The 25063-nt window shown below is 67.0% G+C and carries 25 protein-coding genes; 13 read left to right on the plus strand and 12 right to left on the minus strand.

The genetic code is table 11. The annotated features are described in order from the left end of the window. Positions 1-153: 153 nt before the first annotated feature. From ODI_RS15790 to ODI_RS15800, 3 genes are read left to right on the plus strand one after another with little or no spacing between them, the layout of a single operon-like run. Entirely contained in the window at positions 154-1185 is a 1032-nt protein-coding gene (locus ODI_RS15790; RefSeq protein ID WP_067753756.1) for a TRAP transporter substrate-binding protein, read from the plus strand. Between the two features lie 25 nt (positions 1186-1210). Then, a complete protein-coding gene (locus ODI_RS15795) occupies positions 1211-1705 on the plus strand; it encodes a TRAP transporter small permease (protein WP_082985306.1) in 495 nt (164 codons plus the stop codon). Beyond that, positions 1702-2997 carry a TRAP transporter large permease gene (locus tag ODI_RS15800; protein ID WP_067753762.1) on the plus strand — a complete coding sequence of 432 codons (1296 nt, stop codon included), beginning with the start codon at positions 1702-1704 and terminating at the stop codon, positions 2995-2997. Before ODI_RS15795 ends, ODI_RS15800 begins: the two co-directional genes overlap by 4 nt. A gap of 67 nt (positions 2998-3064) precedes the next feature. Here ODI_RS15800 and ODI_RS15805 read toward each other — a convergent pair whose 3' ends face one another. Continuing rightward, positions 3065-3487, minus strand: a complete 423-nt coding sequence (locus ODI_RS15805) for a winged helix-turn-helix transcriptional regulator (protein ID WP_067753764.1) — start codon at positions 3485-3487, stop codon at positions 3065-3067. Between the two features lie 118 nt (positions 3488-3605). Here ODI_RS15805 and ODI_RS15810 point away from each other — a divergent pair, with 118 nt between their 5' ends. Then, positions 3606-4487, plus strand: coding sequence for an SDR family oxidoreductase (locus ODI_RS15810; RefSeq protein WP_067753767.1), 882 nt, complete (start codon positions 3606-3608; stop codon positions 4485-4487). Here ODI_RS15810 and ODI_RS15815 read toward each other — a convergent pair. From ODI_RS15815 to ODI_RS15825, 3 genes are all read right to left on the minus strand, one after another. Further along, complete coding sequence (locus ODI_RS15815) at positions 4484-6250, minus strand: sensor histidine kinase (protein ID WP_067753771.1); 1767 nt, start codon at positions 6248-6250, stop codon at positions 4484-4486. The two genes, ODI_RS15810 and ODI_RS15815, sit on opposite strands and share 4 nt — an antisense overlap. Further along, entirely contained in the window at positions 6250-6906 is a 657-nt protein-coding gene (locus ODI_RS15820) for a response regulator transcription factor (protein WP_067753774.1), read from the minus strand. Before ODI_RS15820 ends, ODI_RS15815 begins: the two co-directional genes overlap by 1 nt. Before the next feature lie 152 nt (positions 6907-7058). Further along, a complete protein-coding gene (locus tag ODI_RS15825) occupies positions 7059-7952 on the minus strand; it encodes a LysR substrate-binding domain-containing protein (protein WP_067753777.1) in 894 nt (297 codons plus the stop codon). 152 nt (positions 7953-8104) lie between these two features. Here ODI_RS15825 and ODI_RS15830 point away from each other — a divergent pair, with 152 nt between their 5' ends. Together ODI_RS15830 and ODI_RS15835 are read left to right on the plus strand one after the other, a co-directional pair. After that, positions 8105-8491, plus strand: coding sequence for a RidA family protein (locus ODI_RS15830; protein ID WP_067753779.1), 387 nt, complete (start codon positions 8105-8107; stop codon positions 8489-8491). Further along, a complete protein-coding gene (locus ODI_RS15835) occupies positions 8491-9618 on the plus strand; it encodes an oxidoreductase (RefSeq protein ID WP_067753782.1) in 1128 nt (375 codons plus the stop codon). Before ODI_RS15830 ends, ODI_RS15835 begins: the two co-directional genes overlap by 1 nt. 44 nt (positions 9619-9662) lie before the next feature. Here the strand turns inward: ODI_RS15835 and ODI_RS15840 are convergent, their stop codons facing one another. The 5 genes from ODI_RS15840 to ODI_RS15860 are packed head-to-tail and all read right to left on the minus strand — an operon-like array spanning position 9663 to position 14754. Continuing rightward, positions 9663-10949, minus strand: a complete 1287-nt coding sequence (locus ODI_RS15840; RefSeq protein ID WP_067753787.1) for a TRAP transporter large permease — start codon at positions 10947-10949, stop codon at positions 9663-9665. A 9-nt stretch (positions 10950-10958) separates the two neighbouring features. Then, on the minus strand, positions 10959-11594 hold the full coding sequence (locus ODI_RS15845) for a TRAP transporter small permease subunit (RefSeq protein WP_067753790.1): 636 nt from the start codon (positions 11592-11594) through the stop codon (positions 10959-10961). A 17-nt stretch (positions 11595-11611) separates the two neighbouring features. Next, entirely contained in the window at positions 11612-12643 is a 1032-nt protein-coding gene (locus ODI_RS15850; protein ID WP_082985307.1) for a TRAP transporter substrate-binding protein, read from the minus strand. Between the two features lie 48 nt (positions 12644-12691). Then, positions 12692-14062, minus strand: coding sequence for an amidase (locus ODI_RS15855; RefSeq protein WP_067753796.1), 1371 nt, complete (start codon positions 14060-14062; stop codon positions 12692-12694). Beyond that, positions 14059-14754 (minus strand): RraA family protein, encoded by a 696-nt coding sequence (locus ODI_RS15860; protein WP_067753799.1) that lies wholly within the window; start codon positions 14752-14754, stop codon positions 14059-14061. Before ODI_RS15860 ends, ODI_RS15855 begins: the two co-directional genes overlap by 4 nt. A 115-nt stretch (positions 14755-14869) precedes the next feature. Between ODI_RS15860 and ODI_RS15865 the strand changes: the two genes are divergently transcribed. After that, the gene (locus ODI_RS15865; protein ID WP_067753802.1) at positions 14870-15787 is read left to right on the plus strand and encodes a LysR family transcriptional regulator; all 918 of its coding nucleotides are present in this window, start codon (positions 14870-14872) and stop codon (positions 15785-15787) included. A gap of 71 nt (positions 15788-15858) precedes the next feature. Here the strand turns inward: ODI_RS15865 and ODI_RS15870 are convergent. From ODI_RS15870 to ODI_RS15880, 3 genes are all read right to left on the minus strand, one after another. Then, a protein-coding gene (locus ODI_RS15870) for an IS3 family transposase (protein WP_098020833.1) occupies positions 15859-17207 on the minus strand; the annotation gives its coding sequence in 2 pieces (ribosomal slippage) (positions 15859-16721 and positions 16721-17207; 1350 coding nt in all). Between the two features lie 83 nt (positions 17208-17290). Continuing rightward, positions 17291-18331, minus strand: a complete 1041-nt coding sequence (locus ODI_RS15875; RefSeq protein ID WP_082985367.1) for a Bug family tripartite tricarboxylate transporter substrate binding protein — start codon at positions 18329-18331, stop codon at positions 17291-17293. A gap of 184 nt (positions 18332-18515) precedes the next feature. Next, the gene (locus tag ODI_RS15880; protein WP_067755692.1) at positions 18516-19409 is read right to left on the minus strand and encodes a LysR family transcriptional regulator; all 894 of its coding nucleotides are present in this window, start codon (positions 19407-19409) and stop codon (positions 18516-18518) included. A gap of 231 nt (positions 19410-19640) precedes the next feature. Here ODI_RS15880 and ODI_RS15885 point away from each other — a divergent pair, with 231 nt between their 5' ends. From ODI_RS15885 to ODI_RS15910, 6 genes are all read left to right on the plus strand, one after another. Further along, entirely contained in the window at positions 19641-20633 is a 993-nt protein-coding gene (locus ODI_RS15885) for a Bug family tripartite tricarboxylate transporter substrate binding protein (protein WP_067755713.1), read from the plus strand. Positions 20634-20713: 80 nt separating this feature from the next. Then, entirely contained in the window at positions 20714-21673 is a 960-nt protein-coding gene (locus ODI_RS15890; protein WP_067755689.1) for a 2-hydroxyacid dehydrogenase, read from the plus strand. 366 nt (positions 21674-22039) lie between these two features. Further along, positions 22040-23695, plus strand: a complete 1656-nt coding sequence (locus tag ODI_RS22635; protein WP_067755686.1) for a methyl-accepting chemotaxis protein — start codon at positions 22040-22042, stop codon at positions 23693-23695. Between the two features lie 53 nt (positions 23696-23748). Further along, the gene (locus tag ODI_RS15900; RefSeq protein WP_231968269.1) at positions 23749-23913 is read left to right on the plus strand and encodes a type II toxin-antitoxin system RelE/ParE family toxin; all 165 of its coding nucleotides are present in this window, start codon (positions 23749-23751) and stop codon (positions 23911-23913) included. A 56-nt stretch (positions 23914-23969) separates the two neighbouring features. Next, complete coding sequence (locus tag ODI_RS15905) at positions 23970-24263, plus strand: addiction module antidote protein (protein ID WP_067755710.1); 294 nt, start codon at positions 23970-23972, stop codon at positions 24261-24263. 167 nt (positions 24264-24430) lie between these two features. After that, positions 24431-25012 carry a DUF4286 family protein gene (locus tag ODI_RS15910; protein ID WP_067755681.1) on the plus strand — a complete coding sequence of 194 codons (582 nt, stop codon included), beginning with the start codon at positions 24431-24433 and terminating at the stop codon, positions 25010-25012. The last annotated feature ends 51 nt before the right edge of the window (positions 25013-25063 follow it).

Below are 25063 nucleotides of genomic sequence, written 5' to 3' on the forward strand. Positions count from 1 at the left end.
TATTATTGGTTGTTTCGCGGTTTATACGCATGCTAGATTTCGTCACTACAACGTTTTACTAAAACGTTTTAATCGATGCATCCAAAAAACAGGGTTGCCAGGGAAGACGACCGCAAGGATCCCCGGCCCGGCCCGCCAATAAGGAGACTTGCCATGCCTCGCAGCGCCCCCTTCAAACGCCTCGCCCTGGCCGCCGCCCTGTCGGCCCTGGCCCTGTCCACCCTGCCCGCGCACGCGCAGCAGAAGAAGCGCGAGATCAAGGTCTCGCACGCCCAGCAGGCCACGCTGGATTCCGAGCTGCAGATCGCGGCCTGGATCTTCCGCAACTACGTCAATGAAAATTCCGACACGCTGAACGTGCGGATCTTCCCGAACAATGCCCTGGGCGACGAGCGCTCGGTCTATGAAGGCATGCAATTGGGCGGCGGCGCCACCTGCGCCCTGGGGGGCACTGCCATCCTGAACACGTTCTCGCCCCGCCTGGGCGTGGTCGACCTGCCCTTCCTGTGGAAGGACTACGAGCACATGAATCGTTCGCTGGACGGCGATGTGGGCAAACAGCTGTCGGCCGAGCTGGAGAAGTCGGGCCTGAAGACGGTGGGCTGGCTCACCAACTGGGGCTTTCGCAACGTCATCACCGCCAACAAGCCGGTCACCAAGCCTGAAGACCTGAAGGGCCTGAAGATCCGCACCATCCAGAGCCCGGTGTATATCGAGGCGCTGAACGCCATGGGCGCGAACGCCACGCCGATGTCCTTCGGCGAGGTCTACTCGGCCATGCAGACCGGCGTGCTGGACGGCTTCGAACACGGCCCCGCCGTGGTGCTGACCGGCAAGTACTACGAGGTCACCAAGCACGTCGCGCTGACGCGCCACTTCCTGGGGCCGGCCATCTTCGCCTGCTCGCTGAACGAGTGGAAGCAGCTCACGGACAAGGAACGCGACGTGCTGGCCCAAGGCGTGAAGCTCGCCTCCGACATCAACCGCTCGCTGGCGCCCGTGCGTGAGGCCCAGGCGCTGGATCAACTGCGCGCCCGCGGCATGCAGGTCCACGAGATCGACACGACCTCGTTCCAGCAGAACGCCGTGAAGATCCAGGACAAGTTCGCCGCCGACCGCAAGGCCGAGGACCTGCTCACGCTGATCCGCGACGCCGGCAACCAGGCCAACGGCCAGGCCAAGTAAGCGTCACTGCAAGCCGGAGTCCGTCATGCGACATATACATTTTGCGGTGCACCTGCTGCTGGCCGCGCTCTTCGCCGTCATGGTCGTCGTGGGCGCCATGCAGGTGTTCAACCGCTTCCTGCTGAACAACTCGCTCAGCTGGAGCGAGGAGCTGCAGAAGTTCAGCTTCATCTGGCTGGTCTTCTTCGCCATCCCCGTGGCCTACCAGCGCGGCTCGCACCTGTGCGTGGACGCCATCACCAATCTCTTCCCGAACCGCGCGCGCGCCGCGCTGGCCAAGGTGGTGGACGTGATGTGGCTGGTGCTGGGCCTCGCCTTCGTCTTCCTGACCTGGAAGCTGATGAGCGTGGCGCGCTACCAGCAAAGCGCCGGTTTGGGGCTGAGCATGGCCTGGGTGTACAGCGGCATGCTGGCGGGCGGGGCCTACCTGGTCCTGTGCGCCTGCATCAAGCTGGTGTCGCGTGACGGCCCGGCGGACACCACCACGCCTGCCCAGCACATCGAGGAGCAGCAACAGTGACCTTGATACTCATCTTTGGCGGCCTGCTCGTGCTGGTCATGCTGGGCGTGCCCATCATCCTGGCCATCGCCAGCGTCAGCCTGGCCGGCGTCAGCCTGCTGGACGGCCTGGTGCCGGCGCTGATGCCGCAGAAAACCTTTTCGATGCTGGACTCCTTCAGCCTGCTGGCCCTGCCCTACTTCATCCTGGCGGGCGCCATCATGGCGCGCGGCGGCCTCAGCGAAGGCCTGATCAGCTTCTCGCAGAAGATCGTCGGCCACATCCGCGGCAGCCTGGGCCACACCGCGGTGCTTTCCTGCACGGCCATGGCCAACGTCTCGGGCTCGTCCACGGCGGAAGCGGCGGCCGTGGGATCGATCATGATCCCCGCCATGAAGAAGCAGGGCTATCAGCCCGGCATGGCCGCCTCCATCGTGGCCGCCTCCGCCACCATCGGCCCCATCATCCCGCCCAGCATGACGATGATCATCTACGGCTCGATGACCGGCGTGTCGATCGGCGGGCTGTTCCTGGCCGGCATCCTGCCGGGCATCCTGATCGCCGTCAGCCTGATGGGGGTGATCTACGGCATGTCCTACCTGCCCGCCTACCCCGAACTGCGCGCCGTGCTGCCGCGCGCCTCGTTGAAGGAGGTGCTGCGCTCGACCGTGGAGGTGTGGCCTGCGCTGCTCGCGCCCTTCGTGATCCTGGGGGGCATCCTGGGCGGCATCTTCACCGCGACCGAGGCAGGCGTGGTGGCCTGCGTCTACAGCCTGGCAGTCAGCGTGTTCTGGTATCGCGCGCTGAAGCTCAAGGACATGTTCGCGATCCTGGTGGATGCCGCGGTCACCACGGCAATGGTGGCGGGCGTCATCGGCATGGCGGGTGCGCTCGGCTGGATGCTGAGCTACCTGAACTTCAACGACCTGATGCTGGACAACCTGCGCGGCCTCACCACGAGCCCGATGCTGATGCTGCTCATCCTGCTGGCGTTGATGCTGCTGCTGACCATGCTGCTGGACGGCCTGGCGGTGGTCGTGGTGCTGGTGCCCACCATCGTCTACATCGGCGAAGCCTTCGCGCTCGAACCGATGCAGCTGGGCATCCTGATGATCATGATCACGCAGATCGCGGGCCTGACGCCACCAGTGGCCATCCTGCTCTTCATCACGACAAGCATTGCCAAGACCACGTTCATGGATACGGTGCGGGCCAGCTGGCCCTTCGTGGGCGCGCTGCTCTTCGTCCTGGGCCTGGTCGTCGTCATTCCGGAACTGGCAACCTGGTTGCCAGCGCGGGTGTTCTCGCCTTGATCAGGCAACAGGAAACACCCCTTGATGCCGCCCGGTTTTCCGGGCGGTTTTTTTTGCCGCCACCGGATCAGGCTTTGGCGGGCTGCCGCGCATCGAAGCGCTCGCGCGCCGCCTCGATGGTCTCGAGGTTCTTCTCGGCCCACACCCACACCCCGCAGAACGCCGCGCCCAGGCTCAGGCCCAGGTCAGTCAGCCGGTATTCCACGTGGGGCGGCACGACCGGATGCACCGTGCGCAGCACCAGGCCTTCGCGCTCCATCTCGCGCAAGGTCTGCGTCAGCATTTTCTGGCTGATACCGTCCACCTGGCGGGCAAGCTGCGTGAAGCGCAGTTCCCCCTGCGTGGCCAGTACATCCAGGATGATCATGGTCCACTTGTCGGCCACGCGGGCGATCACCCCCGTGACCAGGGCTTCCACGCGCGGATCGGGTTTATCTGCCTGGGACAGCTTGCGCTGGATGTCGTGGTGCCTGGCGAGGTCGATGGACATGCGTTCACCCTTATCTTTTCATACTGACTTCCAGGTATGTATAGCACTTTTCGGTGCCTACTTCCCAAAAGAGAGTGTCATTTTTATCCTGCCAGCTCACACAAGACAAGGAGCTCGCATGCCTCACCCCACCCTTCCCTCGCCGGCCCGTCGGCAACTACTGGCCGCCGCCAGCCTTACCACCGCCGCCGTCGCCACCGCCGCCGTCGCCACCGGCGCGGCCGCCCCGGCACTGGCCGCCACTGCGCAGGCAGGCAAACAAGCGCCGGGCGCGGGCAAGGCCGCGCTTGTCACCGGCTCGTCGCGCGGCATCGGTGCGGCCACGGTCCGCCGCCTGGCCCAGGACGGCTATGCCGTCACCGTCAACTACCTCCGCAGCCGCGATCTCGCCGAGCGCGTCGCCGCCGACATCCGCGCCGCGGGCGGCCGGGCCATCGTCGTGCAGGCGGACGTGAGCGACCCGGCCGCCGTGCGCCGGCTCTTCGACGCCACGGAGAAGGCCCACGGGGGCGTGGACGTGGTGGTGAGCAATGCCGGGATCATGCGCCTGGCGCCTTTCGGCGACATGAGCGACACGGACTTCGACGAGATGATGGCCGTCAATGTGAAAGGCAGCTTCAACGTGCTGCGCGAGGCGGCGCGGCGCGTGCGCGATCACGGCCGCATCATCGCGCTGTCGTCCAGCATCACGCGGATGCGCACGCCCACGTATGGCCCGTATGCCGCCAGCAAGGGCGCGCAGGACCTGTACGCCAGCGTGCTGGCCAAGGAGCTGGCGGGCCGCATGGTGTCGGTCAACGCGATCGCGCCGGGCGTGGTGAACACGCCGCTTTTCACCGACGGCAAGACACCCGAGCAGATCGCGGGCTTCGCGCAGCGCACGCCGCACCGCCGCCTGGGCGAACCAGAGGACATCGCCAACACCATCGCGGCGCTGTGCGCAACGGATGGCTGGTGGGTCAGCGGCCAGACCGTCTTCGCCAACGGCGGGATCGTCTAGGCCCCGTCAAGCTGGGGCGGCACCCGCAAGGTCACCCTCGTGCCCTTGCCCGCCTCGCTGTCCACGGACAGCGAGGCGCCCAGGCGTTGCGCGCGCATGCGCATCCCGGCCAGCCCGCGCCCGGCATTCGGCTGCCCGGCCTCGAAGCCCTGCCCATCGTCCCTCACCTGGATGCACAGGCCCTTGCCTTCGGCGGCGATCTCGATATGCAGGTGCGTGGGCCGCGCATGCTTGAGCGCATTGTTGATCGACTCCTGCACGATGCGCAGGATCGACAGTGCCCCTGTCGCGTTCAGGCCCGCCAGCGGCGGCACGGCCTCGGCATGCCAGCCCAGGTGGATGCCCAGCGCGGCAAGGCGCGGCGCCAGGCGAAAGCGCAGATTGCCCAGCAAGGGCAGCACGTCGCCTTCGGCCACGTCCAGCGAATCGATGATGAGCCGCAAGTCCTGCAGGGACTCGTCGATGACGAGCGCCAGCTCCTTGCGATCCACCTCTTCTCGCAGGGCCAGGCGCTTGGCGGTGATCAGTTGCGCGCCCATGCCGTCGTGCATGTCCTGCAGGATGCGGGCCCGCTCCGTGCCCACCGCCGCGCGGTGATTGCGCACGGCTTCTTCGCGGTCCTGGACGAAGCGCTCGGCCAGCACGAGCACCAGCATCGCGCACAGCGGCACGGCCGCCGCCGTGTTGTAGCGGAAACTGTCCCAGGGCAGCCAGCCGAAAGGCAGCATATTGGAATGCAGGACCGCTGCCGTCCAGATGACGGCCACCCCCACAAGCAGGCCCAAGCGCATCGATCGCTGCAACCAGGCGGTTTCCAACAGCAACGCCAGCACATACGCGATCAAGGGGTAGAACGGCGTGGCATACAGCCAGACCTTGTCGCTTGCCGTCCCCAGCACGATCGTCGCGGCCGAAGCAAGCATGACGGCCAGCGACACCAGGTGGATGACCCACGGCAAATGGCGCTTGCGCACGGCCGACAGCCGATAGGCGGCCAAGCACAGCAGCCACACCATGGCGGCAAACACCACCGCGCGCACCGCATAGCGGTCGCCCCGCGACAAGGGCAGCTCGGGAATCAGATCCAGCGCCAGCGACACCGCCCCCAGCGCCAAGGTGACCTGGATGCCGGCGTACTGCTTGCGCCGATAGGCATAGGCGCAGGCCAGCGCCATGGCGGACAACATCAGGATGACCAGCGCATAGGGCATGGCCGTGCTGAGCAGGCGCTGGGGCGCCAGCATCGCCGCCATGACCGGCACGGGCCCCAGGCGAGGCGCCGACAGGCCGCTGCGCATGTCCTGGTCGCCCAGCATCCGCACCAGCAGCTCGTTGCGGCCAACCAGGAAAGCCGTGGACGGCAGCACGAAGTACAAGGGCGCATCCAGGTACTGCACTTCCCTGCCCTCGGGCCGTTCGTCACGCAGGCGCGCGTTCAGCAGCGCCCCGTTCAAGCTGATCTCGCCCGCCACGGCCAGGCGCGGCAAATACAGCGCCAGCGGCTCGGCCGGCAAGGCCGGCAGCACGAAATCAACGCGGTACCACGCCAGCCCGCTTGCATCGGGCCGGCGCTTGCGCCAGCTGTCCGGCAAGGGCACGGGCTCCCAGCCATCACGAGGCGGCTCGGCCGCGTCGCTGCGCACGAACTCGCCCTGCGTCAGCGTCAGCACCCCCGGCACCGACTCGGGCGGCAGCACGGGATCCCAGACGAGAAAAACCATTTCCGCCAGCAGCAGGGCCAGCGCGATGGCCAGGGTGCGCATCAGCGGATCAGGCCACGCAGCCGCGCCTGGTTGACCGCCTCCATGCGGTTGCGCACGGCCAGCTTGCCGTAGATGTTCTTGATGTGCGTGGCCGCCGTGTGCGAGGAGATGAAGAGCTGCTCGGCCGTCTCCGATACGGTGAAGCCACGGGCGATCAGGCTGAGGATGTGGGTTTCGCGCGAGGTCAGCGTGTCGGACTCGCGCAGCGGCGTGGTGGCCGGCGCTGCCGCCGGCACGAAGCGCGCCAGCAGGTGCTTGGCGATCTGCGGGGACAGGGGCGCGCCGCCCTCATGCACCAGGCCGATGGCGCGCACGAACTCTTCGGGCACGCTGTCCTTCAACAGATAGCCGCGCGCGCCGGCCTCGATGGCCCGGATCACGTGCGCTTCGTCGCCGAACATGGTGGCGACCAACGCGGCGACGGGCGGATCGGACTGGCTCCATTCCGCGATCAGTTCCGAACCATCGCCATCGGGCAGGCCCAGGTCGATCACGGCCACGGCCGGCCGCTCCCTGGCCACCAGCGCGCGCGCCTCGGCCAGCGAACCTGCGCCGCCCAGCCAGCGCAGGCTGGGCTGGGCGCGCGCCATCCGCTCGAAATCCTCGCGCAGGCCGGTGTCATCTTCGACGACGACGATGGAAATGGGATCAGTCATTGCGCTCGATGCATAAGGGTAAGGCCCGGCAGAAACCCGGGCCGGCGGCAGGCTTGCGGCGAGTCATTCTAGCCGCGCCCTCGCACGCGGAATCTACCGGATTAAGGGTATTTGATGCGCGTGAAGATCCGCCCGCCTTTGCCAGCCAGGGCTCAACAAGGCAGTGCGCCGCCCGCCCCCAACTGCGCGCGCAGCCAGTCGGCCGCCGCCAGCACGGATGCATCCGGCCCGGCGCGCAGCACCAGGTGATAGGTATGCCCGGCGATGGTCGGGCCGAAAGGCTGGACGAGATGGCCCGCGGCCAGTTCGCCCGCGACCAGCGCCAGGCTCAGCAGAGCGACGCCCTGTCCGGCCACGGCGGCCTGGATGGCATGCCCTTCGTCCGACAGGTGAAGATGGCCCCGCTCGGCGGGCGGCGGCAAGCCCGCCTGCGCAAACCAGTTGTCCCAGGTGGGATTGAAAGACAGGCTGGCCTGCCAGGAAAAATGGATGAGCGGCGCATGCGCCAGCGCCTCGGGCGAGGTGATGCCCAACCTGGGATTGACCACGGGCGCATAGTGATCGGCAAACATCGGCTCGGCCCGCAAGCCCGGATACGGGCCACGCCCATAGCGGATCGCGATGTCGACATCGCTGTGGACCATATCCACCGGCGCATCCGAGGCATGCAGTTGCAGGTCGATGCCGGGATGCAGCTGATGGAAGCTGGCCACGCGCGGCACCAGCCATTTCGCGGTGAAGGCGTTGGTGGCGGAGATCGTCACGCGGATGCGCCTGCGTGCCTGCAACAGGCGGTCGAATGCCGCCTCGAAGGCATCGAAGCCATCGCGCAGCACCGGATAAAGCGCCAGCCCGGCCTCGGTCAGCGCAACCTTGCGCACCTGGCGCGCGAACAGCACGAGTCCGGTATGGGCCTCCAGCGCGCGGATCTGGTGACTGATGGCGGTGGGAGTCACGGCCAGTTCGTCAGCGGCCCGCTTGAAACTGCCCAGGCGCGCAGCCGCCTCGAAGGCGCGCAGCGCGGACAACGGCGGCAGGCGTCGCATGCAAGCTCAATCAGATGAGAAAAAATCATCTTATAGCTGATTATTGACCATTTGTCGTTGCGCCCGTCAATGCACATCATGACGTCACACCGGGAACGGATAGCTGATTTCATTTCATCCCCTCCTGACACCTCGACTCAACGGAGATTCTCATGCTGGAACGCGTCATCACCCATCCCGATCCCTACGAACCCTACCTGCTGTCGCAAGGCATCAAGTTCGGAAACCTGTTGTTCATCTCCGGCCAGGCCGGCGCCGGCGAAGATGGCCGCATCGTGGCGGGCGGCTTCCGCGCCCAGGGCGAACAGGCATTCGCCAACCTGCGCCGCGCGCTGGAAGCTGGCGGCAGCAGCCTGGACAAGGTCATCAAGGTGACGATCTTCGTCACCGACATGAACCACTTCCAGGATGTCGTGGCCTTGCGCCGCCAGTTCTTCTCGCCCCCCTACCCCGCCGACACCATCGCCGAGATCAAGGCCCTGTACGACCCGGCCGCCCTGATCGAGATCGAAGCCATCGCCGCGCTGGGAGACGCGTGATGCAGCGCGACACCACGCTGCCCGACGGCATCGCCCCGCTTTTCCAGCCGCTGAACCTGGGCGGCCTGACCCTGCGCAACAGGCTGGCGGTGGCCCCCATGACCCGCGTGAGCGCCACCGCCGACGGGCTGGCCACGCCCGCCATCGCCGCGTACTACGCGGCCTTCGCGCAAGGCGGCTTCGGCCTCATCATCACCGAAGGGCTCTACACCGATACCGCGCACGCCCAGGGCTATCTGCACCAGCCGGGCATGGCCACGGCCGCGCAACGGGAATCCTGGCGAGCGGTGATCCATGGCGTGCATGCGCAAGGCGGGCGCATCGTCGCCCAGCTCATGCATGCCGGAGCGCTGTCGCAAGGCAACCCGTGGCGCAGCGGCACCCTCGCGCCTTCCGCGGTGCAACCCGCCGGTGCGCAGATGGGCTTCTATCGCGGGCAGGGCCCGTATGCGTTGCCGCGCGCCATGAGCCAGGCCGATATCGACGAGGCGGTACGGGGCTTCGCCGACGCCGCGATGGCGGCCAGGGAAGCCGGCTTCGACGGCGTGGAGATCCACGGCGCCAATGGCTACCTGCTGGATCAGTTCCTGGCCGCGCACACCAACCTCCGTGACGACGCCTACGGCGGCATGTTGCCCGCGCGCCTGCGCCTGGCCACGGAGGTCGTGCACGCCGTGCGCGCGGCCGTGGGAGCCGCCTTCCCGGTGGGCCTGCGCCTCTCGCAAGGCAAGGTCAACGACTTCACCCACAAGTGGCCCGAAGGCGAGGCCGGCGCGGCATTGCTGTTCCAGGCAGTGGGAAAGCTGCCGCTGGATTACCTGCACACCACGGAATTCGAGGCATGGCAACCGGCTTTCGGCAACGGTGCCAGCCTGGCCGCCCTGGCCAAACTGCACGCGGGGGCGCTGCCCGTGCTGGCCAATGGCTCGCTGCATGACCCCGCCGCAGCCGCCGGGATGCTGGCGCGCAAGGAAGCCGATGCCGTCACGCTGGGACGCGGCGCCTTGACGCACCCTGACTGGCCGGCGCGCGTGCGCGCAGGTCTGCCCATCGAGGACTTCGACCGCGGCCTGCTGTCGCCGATCGCCGACCTGGACAACGCCAGGCGGCGCCGGGCCGCCGCGTGAGGCGGGACGCGCCGGCCGGAAGACATGCCGGCCCGGCGCGCCATTCACTTGCTCATCCAGCCTGGCAGCCACAACGCCAGTTGCGGCACGGCCAGCAACAGGACGATCATCAGCAGCAGCACCGCCAGGAACGGCAGGACGCCCACCACCACGTCCATGAACCTGCCCTCGCCGCGCACGCTGTGCACGACGAAGAGGTTCATGCCGAAAGGCGGCGTCAGTTGCCCCATCTCGCACAGCACGATCAGCATGACGCCGAACCACACCGGGTCATAGCCCAGCGACACCACGATGGGCACGGTCAGGGGCGCCGTGGTCACCAGCATCGCCAGCGTATCCATGAAGCACCCCAGGATGATGTAGAACAGGATGATGGCAAGCATCATTCCCAGGGGCGGCAAGTCCAGGGCCGAGACCGACGACACCAGCCTGGTCGTCAAGCCGATGGACGACAGCACGAAATTCAGGAAGAACGCCGCCAGGGTGATGAGGATGATCATGCCTGTGGTGCGCAGGGTGGCTTCGAAGGCACGGCCCAGCATTTCCCAGCTGAGGGCGCCGTTCCACAGGCACAGCAGCATGGCCGCCACCACCCCCAGCGCAGCCGACTCACTGGCCGTGGCGATGCCGCCATAGATCACGCCGATGACCAGCACGAAAATGGCCAGCGGCGGCAACAGGTCCGGCAACACGCCGATGCGTTCGGACCAGCTCACCGAGGGGCGCTGGCCCGCCAGGCTGGGCCGACGCAGGCATATGCCCACGATCAACCCCATGAAGAGACCCGTGAGCAGCAGCCCCGGCAAGGTTGCGGCCAGATAGAGCTTGGGCACCGACACGTTGGCGATCAACGCATAGACGATCATGTTGATCGACGGCGGGAGCAGGATGCCCAGGGTGCCGCCGGCGGCAATCGACCCCAGGAACAGCGGCGCATGGTAGCCGCCCTTCTTCTGCTCGGGCAGCGCCAGCGTCGAGATGGTGGCGGCGGTTGCCACGCTGGAGCCGCTGGTGGCCGAGAACAAGGCGGATGCGCCGATGTTCGCGTTCAGCAAACCGCCCGGCAGCCACGACACCCATTTGGAAACCGCCCCATACATACGGCCCGCCACCCCCGAGCTGACCAGCAGTTCGCCCATCAGCACATATAGCGGAATGGCGACCAGCAGGAACTCCGCGCTGGTGCCCCAGGCCAGTTCGCCCATGGCGTTGGCGAGCGACAAGGGCGAATGGAACTCGGCCAGCGTCAGGCCCAGCAGGCCGACCGTGGCGGCGGCGGTCACGCTCAGTGCCAGCAGGCCGAGCAGCATGGATAAGGTCAAGGTCAACATCATGCGCTCCTAGCGTTGCGGCCGCGCGGCTGCGCCTGGCGCGGCCGGGGAGGTGTCGATGGGCGTGCCGGCGGACTGCGTCTCGGCCACGATCTCCTCCTCGACGGAATGGATGCCGATCAGCGCGCCCACGGCCTGCCAGCGGCCCGCAGTGACACGCGCCAGCGCGCAGGCGCCCAGCACCACCACGGTCAACAGGAAAAAGGCATAGCCCGCGAACCACAGCGACTGCGGAATCCACTGCGGGATCTGCAGCGGCGTGTTGGACACCGAGCGGAAGGCAATCGACTCGGCCAGCACGTGCCAGGCGTGATAGGTCAAGGTGCCGACGAACACGCCCAGGCAGATCAGGGCGAAGCAATCCAGCACCACGCGCGCCTTGGGCGCCATGTGGGTATAGACCACGTCCACGCGGATGTGCGAACGCCGCAGCAGCGTGATGGGGAAGGCCCAGGCGCTGGAGACCGCCAGCACATAGCCCGCGATTTCGTCGGCGCCGCCCAGCGACAGGCCCAGCACCTTGCGCGCCAGCAGGTCGATGACGATGAGCCAGGAAGCGGCCAGCAGGCCGAGCCCGCCGATCCAGGCGCCGCCGCGCGCGACGCGCTCCAGCATCCGTACCGGCTGTTGTGTAGAGGTGGACATGAGGGTTCTCCTTGCGATCAGGGCAGCGTGACGCCAAGCGCCTTGCCCGCCGAGCCGTTCCAGGCCGCCTTGCATTCCTGGCCGCAGCGCTCGCCCCAGGCGGCCGCGACCTTGGCGGCCACTGCGCGCACCGCCTCGCGGTCCGCCCCTTCGGGTGTACGCGCCTGCATGTCCGCCGGCGTGTGGATGCGACATTCGCCCTGGCCGGTGTTGCAGGCCAGGGCATAGGCGTTCTCGCGCGCGGTCTCGTCCCACAACCGGTTTTCCAGTACCTGGGCCTGGGCCTGCAGGAACTGCTGCACGGCAGGCTCAAGCTCGCGCCAGCGCGCCTCGCTCATGGCGTAGAAGCCGATGGACCAATCGGTGGGCAGGTTATAGAGGTGCTTGGCCACGTCGTACCATTTGGCCGCGTTGCCCGAGCCGATGCCCGACACGGCGCAATCCACCACGCCGGTCTGCAGCGCGGGAATCACTTCGGCAAACGCGATGGTCACGGGCGAAGCCCCCAGTGCGCTGACGAAATCGGACATGTTCCGTCCACGCGTACGAACCTTGCGGCCCTTCAGGTCTTCCAGCCGCGTGACGGGTTCGCGGCAGAAGAACACCTGCGCGGTGTAGGGCACCGTCGCCAGCAGGCGCACGCCGTGCCGCTCGCGCATGCGCGCTGCCAGTACCGGCCGGTAGGCCCGCACCATCTTGTGCGCGGTCTCGATGTCGGGCGCCATGCCGGGCAGGTCCACGCCCTCGAAGCCGGCGTCGTCGCCGCTCACGAAGGCGAAGACGCCCATCGCAACGTCGAGCGCCTCGGCGCGCAGCAGGCGCACCACCTCCGGCCCTTTCAGCCCGCTCTCGGACAAGCCGACCAGTTCAGCCGTGACCCGGCCGCCGGAGGCTCCGGGCAGCGTGTCGCGCCAGAATGGTTGCTCCACGGCCGAGAAGGTGTAGTTGTGGCTGCCGCCGCCCACGACACGCAGGTGCGTGGCGGGCAGTTGCGCCCAGGCGAGCGTCGCCGTGGCGGCCAGGCAGGCCGCCAGGATCAGTCTTTTCATGTCTCCCCCTGTGAGGGTGTGTTCTATGTCGGAATGCAGTCAGCCGCGCTAACGTGGGCGCGGGTCGGCACGCCCCTTGTGATGGTCGCTGTGGCGCTGGAAGAGTTCGGCCAGGAACAGGGCCAGCCGGTCATCGCCGCCCGGGCACAGGATCTGCAGGCCGGTGGGCAGGCCGGCGGCGTCGCGGCCATTCGGCAGAGACACCCCGCACATCTGCAGCAGGTTGCCGATGCGCGTGTATTGCACCGGCGCATTGCCGTGGTCGACCTCGGTCAGCGGCAGCGCCGTGGTCAGCGTGGTGGGCGTCAGAAGGCCCGCGATGCCGCGCAGGCGCGCCTCCATCTCGGCCTGCAGGCGGTCGCGGTCGCGCAAGGCGGCAAGATAGCGCCGCGCCGGCACATCCAGCGCCGCCAGCAGGCGGGGCCGCACGGAGCCGTCCACCGGCAGGCTCAGGTCCGTCATCTCGCGCTCGAACGACGCCACGCCTTCGGTCATCATGATGTCGCCGGTCACGGCCTTGAACGCATCCAGGGAAACCGGCGGCGCCACCGTCACGATGCGCGCGCCCAATTCCCGGAACAGCGCCAGGCTGTCCGCGTAGGCCGACAGCATCTCGGGCTGCACGTTCTCCAGGTACGCGTCGGGCAGGCGCCCCAGCGTCAAACCGCTTGCGCTGAAGCGCGGCGCATCGATGGATTCGGCCCACTCGCCCAAGGCCGCGGGCGCCAGGGCGTCGAACACGATGCGCGTATCCGCGGCGCTGTGCGCGAAGATGCCCACGCTGTCCAGGGTCTGGCTCAGCGTGACCACGCCCGTGGCATCGATCCGACCCACCGTCGGCTTCAGCCCGGTAATGCCGCAATAGCTGGCAGGCACGCGCACGGAGCCGCCGGTATCGGTGCCGATGGCAACGGGCGCCAGCCGCCCGGCCACCGCCACGGCAGAGCCGCTGCTGGAGCCGCCCGGAATGCGGTGCACGGCGTCGTCCCACGGATTGCGCGGCGTGCCCATGTGCTCGTTCGGTCCCCAGGCCCCCATGGCGAACTGCACCATGTGCGTCTTGCCCAGGATGATGGCGCCGGCGCGGCGCAGGCGCACCACCAGGTCAGCCGAGCGGTGGGCCACGGTGTTCGCGTGGATGGGCGACCCGATGGACGTCGGCTTGCCTGCGATATCGATGATGTCCTTCAAGGCAATCGGCACGCCGTGCAGCGGGCCCAGGTCCACGCCCGCCGCGCGCTGCAGGTCCACGGCGCGCGCGGCGTCGAGCGCCTCCTCCGCATAGACCGCCACATAGGCGTGCAGCCAGCCGTCCAGCGCATCGATGCGCGACAGATAGGCGCGCACGGCTTCCTCGGCTTGGAGTTCCCGCCGGCGCAGGCGGTCGGCCAGCTCGGCCAGTGCCAGGTCGGTGATCATGCCCGGCCTCCCTGGCTGGCCACACGGGCAGCCTCGATGGCGCGATCGATGACGGCGCGGGAGCCGACGATGTCGGGAAATTTCTCGCCAGCACGCAGCCGCGCCAGCGTCTCCTTCTCATGCAGTTGGAAATCGATGGCGGCCTGCGCTGCCGCGCGCACCGCGCCTGGCCCCAGCACCAGCACGCCGTTCTCGTCGGCCAGCACCGCATCGCCCGGGCGCACCGCGATACCGCCGCAAGCGATGGTGCCGCAGAACTCGCCTTCCTGGCCCAGCACGCGCGTCGTGACGACCGACGGGCCCCGTGACCAGACCGGCACGCCGTAGGCACGCAGCTCGCCCAGGTCGGTCACCAGACCGTCCACGATGATCGCCGCCACGCCTGCCTGCAGCGCCGCATAGGCCATGGCGCCACCGAGCGCAGCCGTCACCGCCTCGCCGCAACGGTCGATTACCAGCACGTCACCCGGCCGCACGCAGCCCATTGCGTAATGCAGGATGCCGCCGTCGGTGCCCGGCATGCGCACGGTCACCGCCGTGCCCGCGACACGCACGTCCTGGCTGTGGGCGCGGATATCGGCGCGCATGAAACCGGTGGTCTGGAAGTGGCCGATCGTCGCCGGCTCGGCACGCGCCAGCAGCGCCAGGTCTTCCGGCGGCAACTGGTCGGGCAGGGAATGGATCTGATACATCGCTGCGTGACACCACTGTGAAAAAGGGGCAAGGCCCGATGATCAAAAAGGTATCATGGGGGGAATTTGGCCAAATAATCAAAATTTCGGCCTGCTTTGATAAACCCTACTTATCATGCGGATCACCCTAAGCCAGCTCGAGGCCTTTTACTGGGCCGCCAAACTGGGCAGCATCCACGCCGCCGCGCGCCACCTGCACGTGACCCAACCCGCCGTCTCGGCCCGCATCCGCGAACTGGAAAGCACGCTGGACGTGCAGTTGTTCGATCGCTCGCGGCAACGCGCCACGCTGACCGACACCGGCCAGTCGGCCTTGCGCCACGCCGAAGCAGCGCTACACAGCAGCCGGCAACTGGAACACTACGGCAAGGACCGCAAACTTGGCGGCAAGCTGCGCCTGGGCGCCGATGAGTGCTCGGCCAATGTCAGCCTGAGCGCCGTCATCGCGCAGATCAAGGAACACTACCCCACGCTGGCGCTGGAAATCACGGTGGATGTCGGCGCGGTGCTGAACCAGAAGCTCAACGCGGGCGACCTGGACATGGCGCTGTTCACCAATCCTTCCACCAGCGACGAAGTCACCGACATCTTCATCGGCTGGATGCCGTTCCACTGGGTAGCCGCGCCGTCGCTGCGCATCACGGCCGACCCATTCCGGCCCGAGCACGCGCGCGGGCAGCACATCGCCACGCACTCCCCACCCTCCACGCTGCACACCGTGGTGGAGCAATGGCTGGCCTCCGGCGGCGTCGAGATGACGGGCCTCAGCACGACCAACTCGCTGGCCCTCATTGCGCGCCTGGTGGCATCAGGGCACGCCATCGGCGTGCTGCCGGTGCCGCTGCTGCAGGACATGCTGTCCATGGGGGCACTGCGGGCCCTGCCCTGCGAGCCGCCCATCGCCCCCGCGCGCTTCCACATTTCCTACCTGACCGCCTCGCACGGCGCGCACATCGATGCCATCGTGGATATCGCACGCCACACCTTGACGCGGCTGAACTTCCTCACGCCGGTCGACGACGCCTCTGCCTGAGCACGAGCGCAGCCCCGGAAAAGAAAGGCCGCAAGCTGAACTGACCCCCAGAAGTTGGACAGTTTAAAAGATCAGGCGGCCAAGGCCTGAGTTCGGTATTGCACCGGGCTCAGGCCTTTTAGTTTGAGCCGGATACGCTGGTGGTTGTAGTAGTGGATGAACTGGCCGATGGCCTTTTGAAGCTGCTCGATGCTGTCGTAGCGGCGCAGGTAGAAGCACTCGGTCTTGAGCGTGGCGAACCAGCTCTCCATGGCGGCGTTGTCCAGGCAGTTGCCCTTGCGCGACATGCTTTGCGTGAGGCCACGATCGGCCAGCATGCGCCGGTAGCTGGGCTGCTGGTACTGCCAGCCCTGGTCCGAGTGCAGCAGCGGTTGGTCGCCCGGCGACAGGCGGCGCATCGCCTTCTTGAGCATGTTGCCCACCAGCCCGAACAGCGGGCGTTCGCTGGTCTCGTAGGCCACGATCTCACCGTTGTACAGGTCCATCACCGGCGACAGATACAGCTTCTGGCCGCGCACGTTGAACTCCGTCACGTCGGTGACCCACTTCTGGTTCGGACGGTCGGCCTCGAACTGGCGCGCCAGCACGTTCGGCGCCACGCGGCCTACCTCGCCTCGGTACGAGCGATACCTCTTCGGCCGCACCAAGGACTTCAGTCCCAACGCCCGCATCAGCTTCTGCACCGTCTTGTGGTTCACGCACTGGCCGGCCTGGCGCAGCGCGGCCGTGATGCGCCGGTAGCCGTAGCGGCCCTTGTGACGTGTGTAGATAGCACGGATCTTGGCCTTGAGCGCGGCGTACTGATCGACCGCACCCTGCGCCTTCAGATGGTAGTAGAACGTGCTGCGCGAGAGCTTGGCCGCCCGCAGCAATAGCGACAGCGGATGTGTCGGCCTCAATCCTTGGACAATTTGCGCTTTTTCACCAGCGCTTCGGTCCGTTCCGCTTCGATCAAGGCCTTCAATTTTTTTAGATAATCATTCTCCGCGCGCAGATAGGCCAGCTCCTCGCGCATCTGCTCGGCAGTCATGTCCGTGGGAATTGGCGCGGGCGGGTGCTTGTGGGGCATCGGAGGTCGACCTCTACGTTTGGGCGCCAATGCGCCCAGTCCTCCCGCATCATACTGGCGTGCCCACTTGCCAATGTGAGTCGCACAGCGAATGTTGAACGCGGCCGCCGTCTGGGCCTGCGACCAGTGCTCCTGCCGCATTCGCCTGAGCACCTGCAGCTTGAAGGCTGCGTCATAGCTTGCCCCCTTGCGGCGCAACCCGGACAGGCCATGCTCCCGGTAGCTCTGCACCCAGCGTCTGACCGTCGCATGGCCAAGACCCTGCTCAGCACCGACCGTCTTGGCTCCCGCCGAGCCCGATAAATACCGCCTGACTACCCTGAGCTTGAACTGCTCGTCGTACTTCGCCATGCAAAAACCCCCGAAGATTGGATTTCGTCCAACTTTCGGGGGTCAGTTCAAGCGGCGGCCTTTCCTTGTGCATGCCAAGGCAATCAATCGATCCGGGCGCCGGAGGCGCGCACGACCTCGCCCCATTTCTTCACTTCGCTCTCCACCAGTTGGCTGTATTGCTTCCTGTCGGTGAGCGTGGGAATGACTAGCCCCACGGCGGTCAGGCGCTCCTGGATACGCGGTGACTGCATCGCCGTGCGCGTGGCGTCGAAAAGTCTCTGCGCCACGTCCTCCGGCAAGCCCGCCGGCGCGCTCAGGCCGAACCAGTATTCGGACGAGAAACCGGGATAACCGCTTTCCGCCACGGTGGGCGTGTCGGGGAAGGCCGGATTGCGCTCGGCGCTCCCGATGGCCAGGGCCTTGAGCTTGCCGGCGCGCACGTGCGGCAGCACCGTATCCTGGTTCAGGAACAGGGTATCCACCCGGCCTGCCAGCACATCGTTGATGGCGGCCGCGCCGCCGTTGTAGGGCACGTGCATCAGGTCCAGCTTGGCGCGCATCTTCAGCATCTCCATGCCCAGGTGGCCGGACGTGCCATTGCCCGACGACGCGTGCGAATACTTGCCCGGCGACTTGCGTACCATATCCTGGAACGCCTCGAAATCCTTGGCCGCGAATGTCGGCGAAGTCACCAGCACATCCGAGCCGAAAGCCAGGATGGCGATCTGCTCCAACTGCTCCAGCCGATAGGGCAGCTTGCTGTAGAGCGCCGGGTTGGTGGCGATACCCACGCCCGAGACCAGCAGCGTGTAGCCGTCGGGCCGCGCATTCGTGACATAGGCGGTGCCGATATTGCTGTTGGCCCCGCCTTTGTTCTCGACCACGACCGTGGTCTCCAGGATCTTGCCCAGTTCCTCCGCCAGCATGCGGCCGATGAAGTCCGTGCCCCCACCGGCAGGGAACGGCACCACCAGGCTGATCGGCTTGCCTGCCGGATACACGGGGGCGGCAATGGCAGGGCCCGCCGCCAGCAGGCCCGCGCACAGCGCGGGCAGCACAGCCTTGATCACCGCGCGGCGCAAGGTGGAAAAACGCGAGGAAACGACGTGCGCCGGATGGCGCGGACTGCGTGCTGCATGCATGGCTGGATTCCCTTGATTTATCGATTGGTCTTTGAAAAGCAAGGAAAAATTAGCACGCAGGCTTTCGGCTCACGTAATCAAAAATAGCCCGCCAATTGAAAGATTCCGCTTATCAGGAAAGACCCGCAGAGGCGGGATTTCCTCTCGCACAACGACCGCTCCATCGCCATGCCTGCCCGCACAATCAGTCGATCGCAGCGGACTCGATCCCCGCCACGCGGCCCAGGAAGGCGTCGAGCGCCGGATTGTCGTGCCGGCTGCGCCACGCCAGGTAGATGTCGGCATGCAGGTCCTTGTCGGCCAGGGGGCGGAACACCACGCCCTCCAGCCGCAACTCGCGCGCCGAGGCCGGGACGATGGCCATGCCCAGCCCGGCACGCACCAGCGCCAGCACGGTATGCGTCTGCCCCGCGCTCTGCACGAAGGCCGGCTGCACGTCGGCCAGTTCCAGTGCCCCCACCACGCGGTCATGGAAGTACTTGCCCTCGGTCGGGGAATACAGCACGAACGGCTGCCGGTGCAGGCCTTGCAGCGGAATCTGGTTCAACACCGCCATCGGATGCGTGTCGGCCAGCGCCACCAGCAAAGGCTCGCGCTGCATGAGGTATTTGTTCAGGCCTGATTGCTGCGGCAACGCGCGGGTCAGCACCGCATCCAGTTCGCCCGCCACCAGGTGGCGGGCCAGCTCGGGCGTCACCATCTCGCGCAGCAGCACTTCCACGTCGGGCAGCAGTTGGCGCGAGCGCACCACCAGGTCAGGCATCAACCGGTAGCTGGCCACCGCGGTGAAGCCCAGGGTGATGCGGCCCGCCCCGCCGGAGGACGCCCGTCGGGCATTGCGCGCGGCGCGCTGGGAATATTCCAGCAGATAACGCGCGTCGCGCAGGAAGCTGCGGCCCGCCGTGGTCAGGCTGACCTGCCGGCTGTTGCGCTCCAGCAGCAGCGTGCCCAGTTGCTGCTCCAGCAACTGGATCTGGCGGCTGAGCGGCGGCTGCGTCATGCCCAGCCGTTTCGCGGCGCGGCCGAAGTGCAGTTCCTCCGCCACCACCGCGAAACACGCCAGTTGCCTCAACTCCATCGCCTGTCCCCTCATCGCCAGGTCCATGGCGCCCGGCGATTCAATTTTTATATTGGTTGATGTTATTTATAGCTCCAATGCGGAATGCCGGAACGTCTCTCCCTATACTTTTTTTCACCCCCGCCCTGGCCCGCGCGCCATGGAGACGGGCCGCGGACCGGCGCGCAGCACCGGTCTCCGAGACAACAGCCGCCCCAGGCGGCGCGTTCCTTCCTTATAAGAGAGACAATGATGGAGACAAGCCATTCAACCTGCTTCCGCCGCCGCCTGCTGGGCGCGGCCCTGACCATGTGTGCCTTATTCGCCGCGCCGGGCCAAGCCGCCTCGGACTTCCCCAACCGCCCCGTCTCCGTGCTCGTGCCCTTCTCGCCCGGCGGCGGCACTGACATCTCGGCACGGTTGCTGGCCACCAAGCTGAGCCAGACCACCGGCCAGTCCTTCATCGTCGAGAACCGGCCCGGCGCCGCCGGCCAGATCGCGGCCGACGCAGTCGCGCGCGCCAAGCCCGACGGCTACACGCTGCTGTTCGCCAACTCGGGCATGCTGGCCATCAACCCCTGGCTCTACAAGCTGACGAGCGACCCGGAGAAGGCCTACGCGCCGGTCTCGATGTTCTCGGACCTGCCCTTCGTGCTGGTGGTCTCGCCCAACGTCAAGGCCAAGACCGTCGCCGAACTCATCGCCCAGGCCAAGGCCGAGCCCAGCACGCTGACCTTCGCCAGCTCGGGCTCGGGCGGCGCGCCGCACCTGGCCGGCGAGATCTTCCAGGAGGCCGCTGGCGTGCAATTGATGCACGTGCCCTACAAGGGTGGCGGCCCGGCCATGACCGACCTGATGGCGGGCCACGTGGACATGCTGTTCGCCTCGGTGCTGGAAACCGTCTCCCATGTGAAATCCGGCAAGCTGCGCGCCCTGGCCGTGACCGGCGCGCAGCGCTCGCCCACGCTGCCCGACGTGCCGACGCTGGACGAGCTGGGCCTGAAGAACGCGCAGACCCAGTCCTGGACCGCCGTGCTGGCCCCGGCGGGCACCCCCAAGGAAGTCGTCGAGAAGCTGGCCGCCTGGGTGCGCGAAGCCGCCGACGCCCCCGACGTGCGGGAAACCCTGCAGGCGCAGGGCGCCGTGGCCCACGGCTCCACGCCACAGGATCTCTCGCGCATTGCCAGCGAAGACCGTGCGCGCTACGGCGACATCATCAAGGCCCGCAACCTGAAGGTCGAATAACGACACCCGGCAAGACACCCCCCAAAGCAGTCCCCCGGCGGGCCGCCACCAGGCGGCCCGCCTCGTTTCCTGGAGCAAGCATGTCGCAGCAGTCACTTCCCGGCCTGTGGATGGCCGGCCCCCTGGCCCCGGATCTCGTGGCCAGGATCGAACCCCAGTACCAGATCCATCGCGGCTGGGAAATCAAGGATGTGCCCGCCTACCTGCGCGAGCACGGCGCGGGCATCCGCGGCATCGCCACCAGCGGCCGCTTCGGCGCGCGCCGCGACCTCATCGAATCGCTGCCCGCGCTGGAAGCCATCATCAGCTATGGCGTGGGCTACGACCCCATCGACATCGACGCCGCGCGCGAACGCGGCGTGGTGGTCAGCAATACGCCGGGCGTGCTGGACGCCTGCGTGGCAGACACGGCGCTGGCCCTGCTGCTGTCGGTGTCGCGCCGCATCTGCGAAGCCGACCGCTACGTGCGCGGCGGCCACTGGCCGCTGAAAGGCAATTTCGCGCTGGGCCACAGCATGAAGGGCAAGCGCTGCGGCATCGTCGGCCTGGGCGGCATCGGCCTGCAGATCGCCAGCCGCGCCGAAGCCTTCGGCATGACGATCTCGTATCACAACCGCCGCGCCCGCAACGACGTGCCTGCACGCTATGACTACGCCGCCAGCGTGCCGGACCTGGCGCGCGACAGCGACTACCTGGTGCTGGCGATCCCCGGCGGCAATGCCACGAAGCACCTCGTCAACGCGGAAGTGCTGCAGGCGCTGGGGGCCGATGGCTACCTGATCAACGTGGCCCGCGGCACCGTGGTCGACGAGCAGGCGCTGATCCAGGCCTTGCAGGCCGGCACGATCGCCGGCGCCGGCCTGGACGTGTTCGAGCACGAACCCGAGGTGCCCGCCGCGCTGCGCGAGCTGGACCAGGTCGTGCTGCTGCCGCACATCGGCAGCGGCACGCACGAAACCCGCCAGGCCATGGCGGACCTGTTCATCGAGAACCTGCACGCCTGGTTCGGCGAAAAGCGCCTGGTCACGCAGGTGGTGTGAGCCCTCGCAGTCGCCGCATCGGGCAGGGAAAAGCGGGATTTTCACCCCGCCTTTTCCCTGCCCGGGGACGGAAAAAGCCACGTCGGCCGACCCATACAACCGTACCGATCTGCCCCATATCTCCGCTCATCACAAAACATCACGCATTTATTTCACGGATTCGGGAGGTTTTAACAACTTGATACCATTGTTTGGTTAAGCGTACCTTTCGATACATGACTCTTACCTGGCAGGTCCGCACAATGCCCGGGCGGCTGCCTCGCTGTTCCACCTCTCCACGAAAGGCGATGGAACCACCGGCGCCGTCCCACCCATCCAATAGACATCGTCCCGCATAACGGCGACGAGCAAACGGGGCACGCAGCTATGACCAACCGGCTTCCTCCTTTCCCCTGGCTACGCAACATCACCATCCGCAAGATCGTGCTGGGCGTCCTGCTTCTCATCAGCCTGCTGATCGCGGGCCTGTCGGCGCTCAGCATCCAGGCCCTGCGGACCGCAGGCACTTCGCTCGATACCAGCCACCTGCTGGTACGCGAGATAACCGAACTCTCCAAGGCCAATGACCAGATCATGCGCGCGCGCCTGCGCCTGGGCAGGCAGATGGAATACCTCGAGGCAGGCGCCGCCAACGAGGCCGCCAGCGAAGGCGCGTCCGTCGAGCAGGCGCTGGCACTCGCCCGCCAGCATTTCGACCGATACCGCGACTACGTTGCCCAGCACGACGCCGACGGCGTGGCGCAACCGCTGGACCGCGCTTTCGACGCCTTGTTGACGCAAGGGTTGGCGCCCTTGCGCCAGTACCTGGCCAACAACGACGCGCGCGGCTACCGCCAGCACAACCTGCAGGCCGTGGTGGGACTGAGCCGTGGTTTCGGCGAAGCGATGGCGGCCTATGAAAACTATGCCGACCGCCACGAGTCCGCGCTCATCGACGAGTCCAGCGCCAGCCGCGGCGCCGCCATCACGGCCATCGCCGCGATCCTCGCCATCTGCCTGGCCGTGCTGTTCCTGGCCGACCGCTACATCGTGCATTACGTGCGCCGCCCCCTGGAGGTCGTGCGCGGCCACTTCCAGCGCATCGCTGCGGGCGATCTCACCGCACGCATCACGCCTTTCGGCGACAACTGCGTCGGCCAGCTGATGCCGCCCCTGCGCGACATGCAGGCCAGCCTGGCCCGCACCGTCGGCCAGATCCGCCATGGCGTTGACGAGATCCATGTCGGCGCCGCCGAGATCACCGCAGGCAACAACGACCTGTCGCGCCGCACCGAAGAGCAGGCTGCCGCGCTGGAAGAGACGGCCGCCAGCATGGAACAACAGGCGGCCACCGTGCGCCAGAACGCCGACAACGCCGCGCAGGCCGACCAGCTGGCCCGCCGGGCCTCCGAGGTGGCGCGGGCCGGCGGCGACACGATGGAACGGGTCGTCGCCTCGATGCAGCAGATTTCCGACGGCGCGCGCCGCATCACCGACATCGTCGGCGTCATCGACAGCATCGCGTTCCAGACCAACATCCTGGCCTTGAATGCCGCCGTGGAAGCCGCCCGCGCCGGCCAGCAGGGCCGCGGATTCGCCGTGGTGGCGACCGAGGTGCGCGCGCTGGCACAGCGCAGCGCCATCGCCGCCAAGGAGATCAAGACACTGATCGAGTCCTCCAACGACAGCGTGCAAGCCGGCTCCCAGGAGGTCGAGCAGGCCGGCCAGACCATGCAGCAACTGCTGGCCTCGGTGCACCAGGTCAGCGGCGTCGTCGGCGAAATCAGCGCCGCCTCGGCCGAGCAGACCAGCGGCATCGAGCAGGTGAACATCGCCGTCTCGCAGATGGACGTCAACACCCAGCGCAACGCCGCGCTGGTCGAACAGGCCGCCGCCGCCGCGGCATCGCTGGAGGCCCAGGCACGGCAACTGCAGCAGGCCGTGTCCGCGTTCACCGTCAGCGAAGGGGAAGTGATAGAGCTTGGCGGCGCCACGCTCGGGAACAGCCAGCACGGCACGGAAAAGCTGGCGTACGCCGGCTGAACCAGGCGCGGGTCCAGCGCCTGGCCCTTGGCAATCCAGGCGACCATCGCGGACTGCAGCACGGTGTGAAAGAGTTGCGCATCCATGTCGGACCTGGATATCGCGTCTATTACACCGAGCGCGATACCAACACCCTCGTGGTTCTGCTTGCGGGCGGGGACAAATCGACGCAGCAGGCAGATATCGCGCTGGCCTATCTGCTGGCAACAAGCCTGTGACCACGAAAGACCATTTCGCTCACATCCCCGATTTGGCGTCAACGAAGGAACACAACATGCCCAAGACATCCACCCGCCCATACGACGTCGCCGAACATCTACGCACGCCAAGAGAAATGGCGCTGTATCTGGATGCCTGCATCGAGGAAAGCGATGGCGATGCTGCCTTCATTGCCAAGGCGTTGGGAGATGTTGCACGTGCGCAGGGCATGAGCAAGGTGGCGCGGGAAACAGGCTTATCGCGAGAGAGCCTCTACAAATCATTGTCCGGAGAGCGCGAACCCGACTTTTCCACGGTGCTGAAAGTCCTGAAAGCCTTGGGGATCCGCTTTCACGCCATCCCGGCCTGAAGACGTTTATCTCTTCATTACTCCTGGGTTCTCTCCCGCTCCTCCTGCATCGCCCGGCTCACCTTACTATCTCGCAATCTTTCCATTGCCCGCGGGGACGACCCCGCAGACGGGCTTTTTCATCCGCCGGGACGGCCAGGAAGCTGGCATCCTGAAAGAGCGCATCCATGCAGACCGACACGACACCCCGCACGCTCCTCATCGAGATCCCCGGCTTGCGCTGGTCCAGCGACCAGGCGCGAACCGTCCGCCAACAGGCGGCCGGTGTCGTGCTGGATATCCTGACGGCTGTCGACGTCGACGAGACGTGGATATACACCGCGCTCGACAGCAAGGCGCCCGAACCCTTGCTGTCGGCATTGCGGGCCGCCATCGCCCAGGTGTCGCCGGGCCACGCAATCAGGCACCGCACATTGCAAGCCCTGACGACACTGGGCAATGCCGCCGACGGCAGGGCCCAGCCCTGGCACTACACCTCCCAGACCGACATCCCTGCCGACACGGAAGCGGAGTTCAACCGATGGTTCGATGAAGAGCACCTGCCAGCCCTGGCCGGGCTCGACGGCACGGTGCATGCCTGCCGCTATCGCACCGACGGATCGCCACGCTACCTGGCCAGCTACGACCTGAAGACCCGCGACACGCAGGGCAGCCCCATCTGGCGCGCCGCCATCGACACCCCCTGGCGGGATCGCATGCACCCTCGGTTCGTCAATCCTCGCCGCGTCATGTTCCAGCGCCTGCCCTGAGCAGCGCCATTTGCCTGGCTCGCAAGCGGAGCCAAGGCTGGCGCGGGTCAC

Origin of the sequence: Orrella dioscoreae, assembly GCF_900089455.2 — a bacterium.
In the GTDB taxonomy this organism is placed as follows: Bacteria; Pseudomonadota; Gammaproteobacteria; order Burkholderiales; family Burkholderiaceae_B; genus Orrella; species Orrella dioscoreae.

What these genes read in the sequence shown, in the direction of transcription:
- ODI_RS15910 (WP_067755681.1), top strand. Translation starts at nt 24,431, where the DNA reads ATGCAGACCGACACGACACCCCGCACGCTCCTCATCGAGATCCCCGGC.
- ODI_RS15850 (WP_082985307.1), bottom strand. Translation starts at nt 12,643, where the DNA reads ATGAAAAGACTGATCCTGGCGGCCTGCCTGGCCGCCACGGCGACGCTC.
- ODI_RS15795 (WP_082985306.1), top strand. Translation starts at nt 1,211, where the DNA reads ATGCGACATATACATTTTGCGGTGCACCTGCTGCTGGCCGCGCTCTTC.
- ODI_RS15845 (WP_067753790.1), bottom strand. Translation starts at nt 11,594, where the DNA reads ATGTCCACCTCTACACAACAGCCGGTACGGATGCTGGAGCGCGTCGCG.
- ODI_RS15880 (WP_067755692.1), bottom strand. Translation starts at nt 19,409, where the DNA reads ATGGAGTTGAGGCAACTGGCGTGTTTCGCGGTGGTGGCGGAGGAACTG.
- ODI_RS15825 (WP_067753777.1), bottom strand. Translation starts at nt 7,952, where the DNA reads ATGCGACGCCTGCCGCCGTTGTCCGCGCTGCGCGCCTTCGAGGCGGCT.
- ODI_RS15840 (WP_067753787.1), bottom strand. Translation starts at nt 10,949, where the DNA reads ATGTTGACCTTGACCTTATCCATGCTGCTCGGCCTGCTGGCACTGAGC.
- ODI_RS15890 (WP_067755689.1), top strand. Translation starts at nt 20,714, where the DNA reads ATGTCGCAGCAGTCACTTCCCGGCCTGTGGATGGCCGGCCCCCTGGCC.
- ODI_RS15815 (WP_067753771.1), bottom strand. Translation starts at nt 6,250, where the DNA reads ATGCGCACCCTGGCCATCGCGCTGGCCCTGCTGCTGGCGGAAATGGTT.
- ODI_RS15830 (WP_067753779.1), top strand. Translation starts at nt 8,105, where the DNA reads ATGCTGGAACGCGTCATCACCCATCCCGATCCCTACGAACCCTACCTG.
- ODI_RS15875 (WP_082985367.1), bottom strand. Translation starts at nt 18,331, where the DNA reads ATGCATGCAGCACGCAGTCCGCGCCATCCGGCGCACGTCGTTTCCTCG.
- ODI_RS15855 (WP_067753796.1), bottom strand. Translation starts at nt 14,062, where the DNA reads ATGATCACCGACCTGGCACTGGCCGAGCTGGCCGACCGCCTGCGCCGG.
- ODI_RS15860 (WP_067753799.1), bottom strand. Translation starts at nt 14,754, where the DNA reads ATGTATCAGATCCATTCCCTGCCCGACCAGTTGCCGCCGGAAGACCTG.
- ODI_RS15805 (WP_067753764.1), bottom strand. Translation starts at nt 3,487, where the DNA reads ATGTCCATCGACCTCGCCAGGCACCACGACATCCAGCGCAAGCTGTCC.
- ODI_RS15865 (WP_067753802.1), top strand. Translation starts at nt 14,870, where the DNA reads ATGCGGATCACCCTAAGCCAGCTCGAGGCCTTTTACTGGGCCGCCAAA.
- ODI_RS22635 (WP_067755686.1), top strand. Translation starts at nt 22,040, where the DNA reads ATGACCAACCGGCTTCCTCCTTTCCCCTGGCTACGCAACATCACCATC.
- ODI_RS15810 (WP_067753767.1), top strand. Translation starts at nt 3,606, where the DNA reads ATGCCTCACCCCACCCTTCCCTCGCCGGCCCGTCGGCAACTACTGGCC.
- ODI_RS15835 (WP_067753782.1), top strand. Translation starts at nt 8,491, where the DNA reads ATGCAGCGCGACACCACGCTGCCCGACGGCATCGCCCCGCTTTTCCAG.
- ODI_RS15790 (WP_067753756.1), top strand. Translation starts at nt 154, where the DNA reads ATGCCTCGCAGCGCCCCCTTCAAACGCCTCGCCCTGGCCGCCGCCCTG.
- ODI_RS15905 (WP_067755710.1), top strand. Translation starts at nt 23,970, where the DNA reads ATGCCCAAGACATCCACCCGCCCATACGACGTCGCCGAACATCTACGC.
- ODI_RS15885 (WP_067755713.1), top strand. Translation starts at nt 19,641, where the DNA reads ATGGAGACAAGCCATTCAACCTGCTTCCGCCGCCGCCTGCTGGGCGCG.
- ODI_RS15820 (WP_067753774.1), bottom strand. Translation starts at nt 6,906, where the DNA reads ATGACTGATCCCATTTCCATCGTCGTCGTCGAAGATGACACCGGCCTG.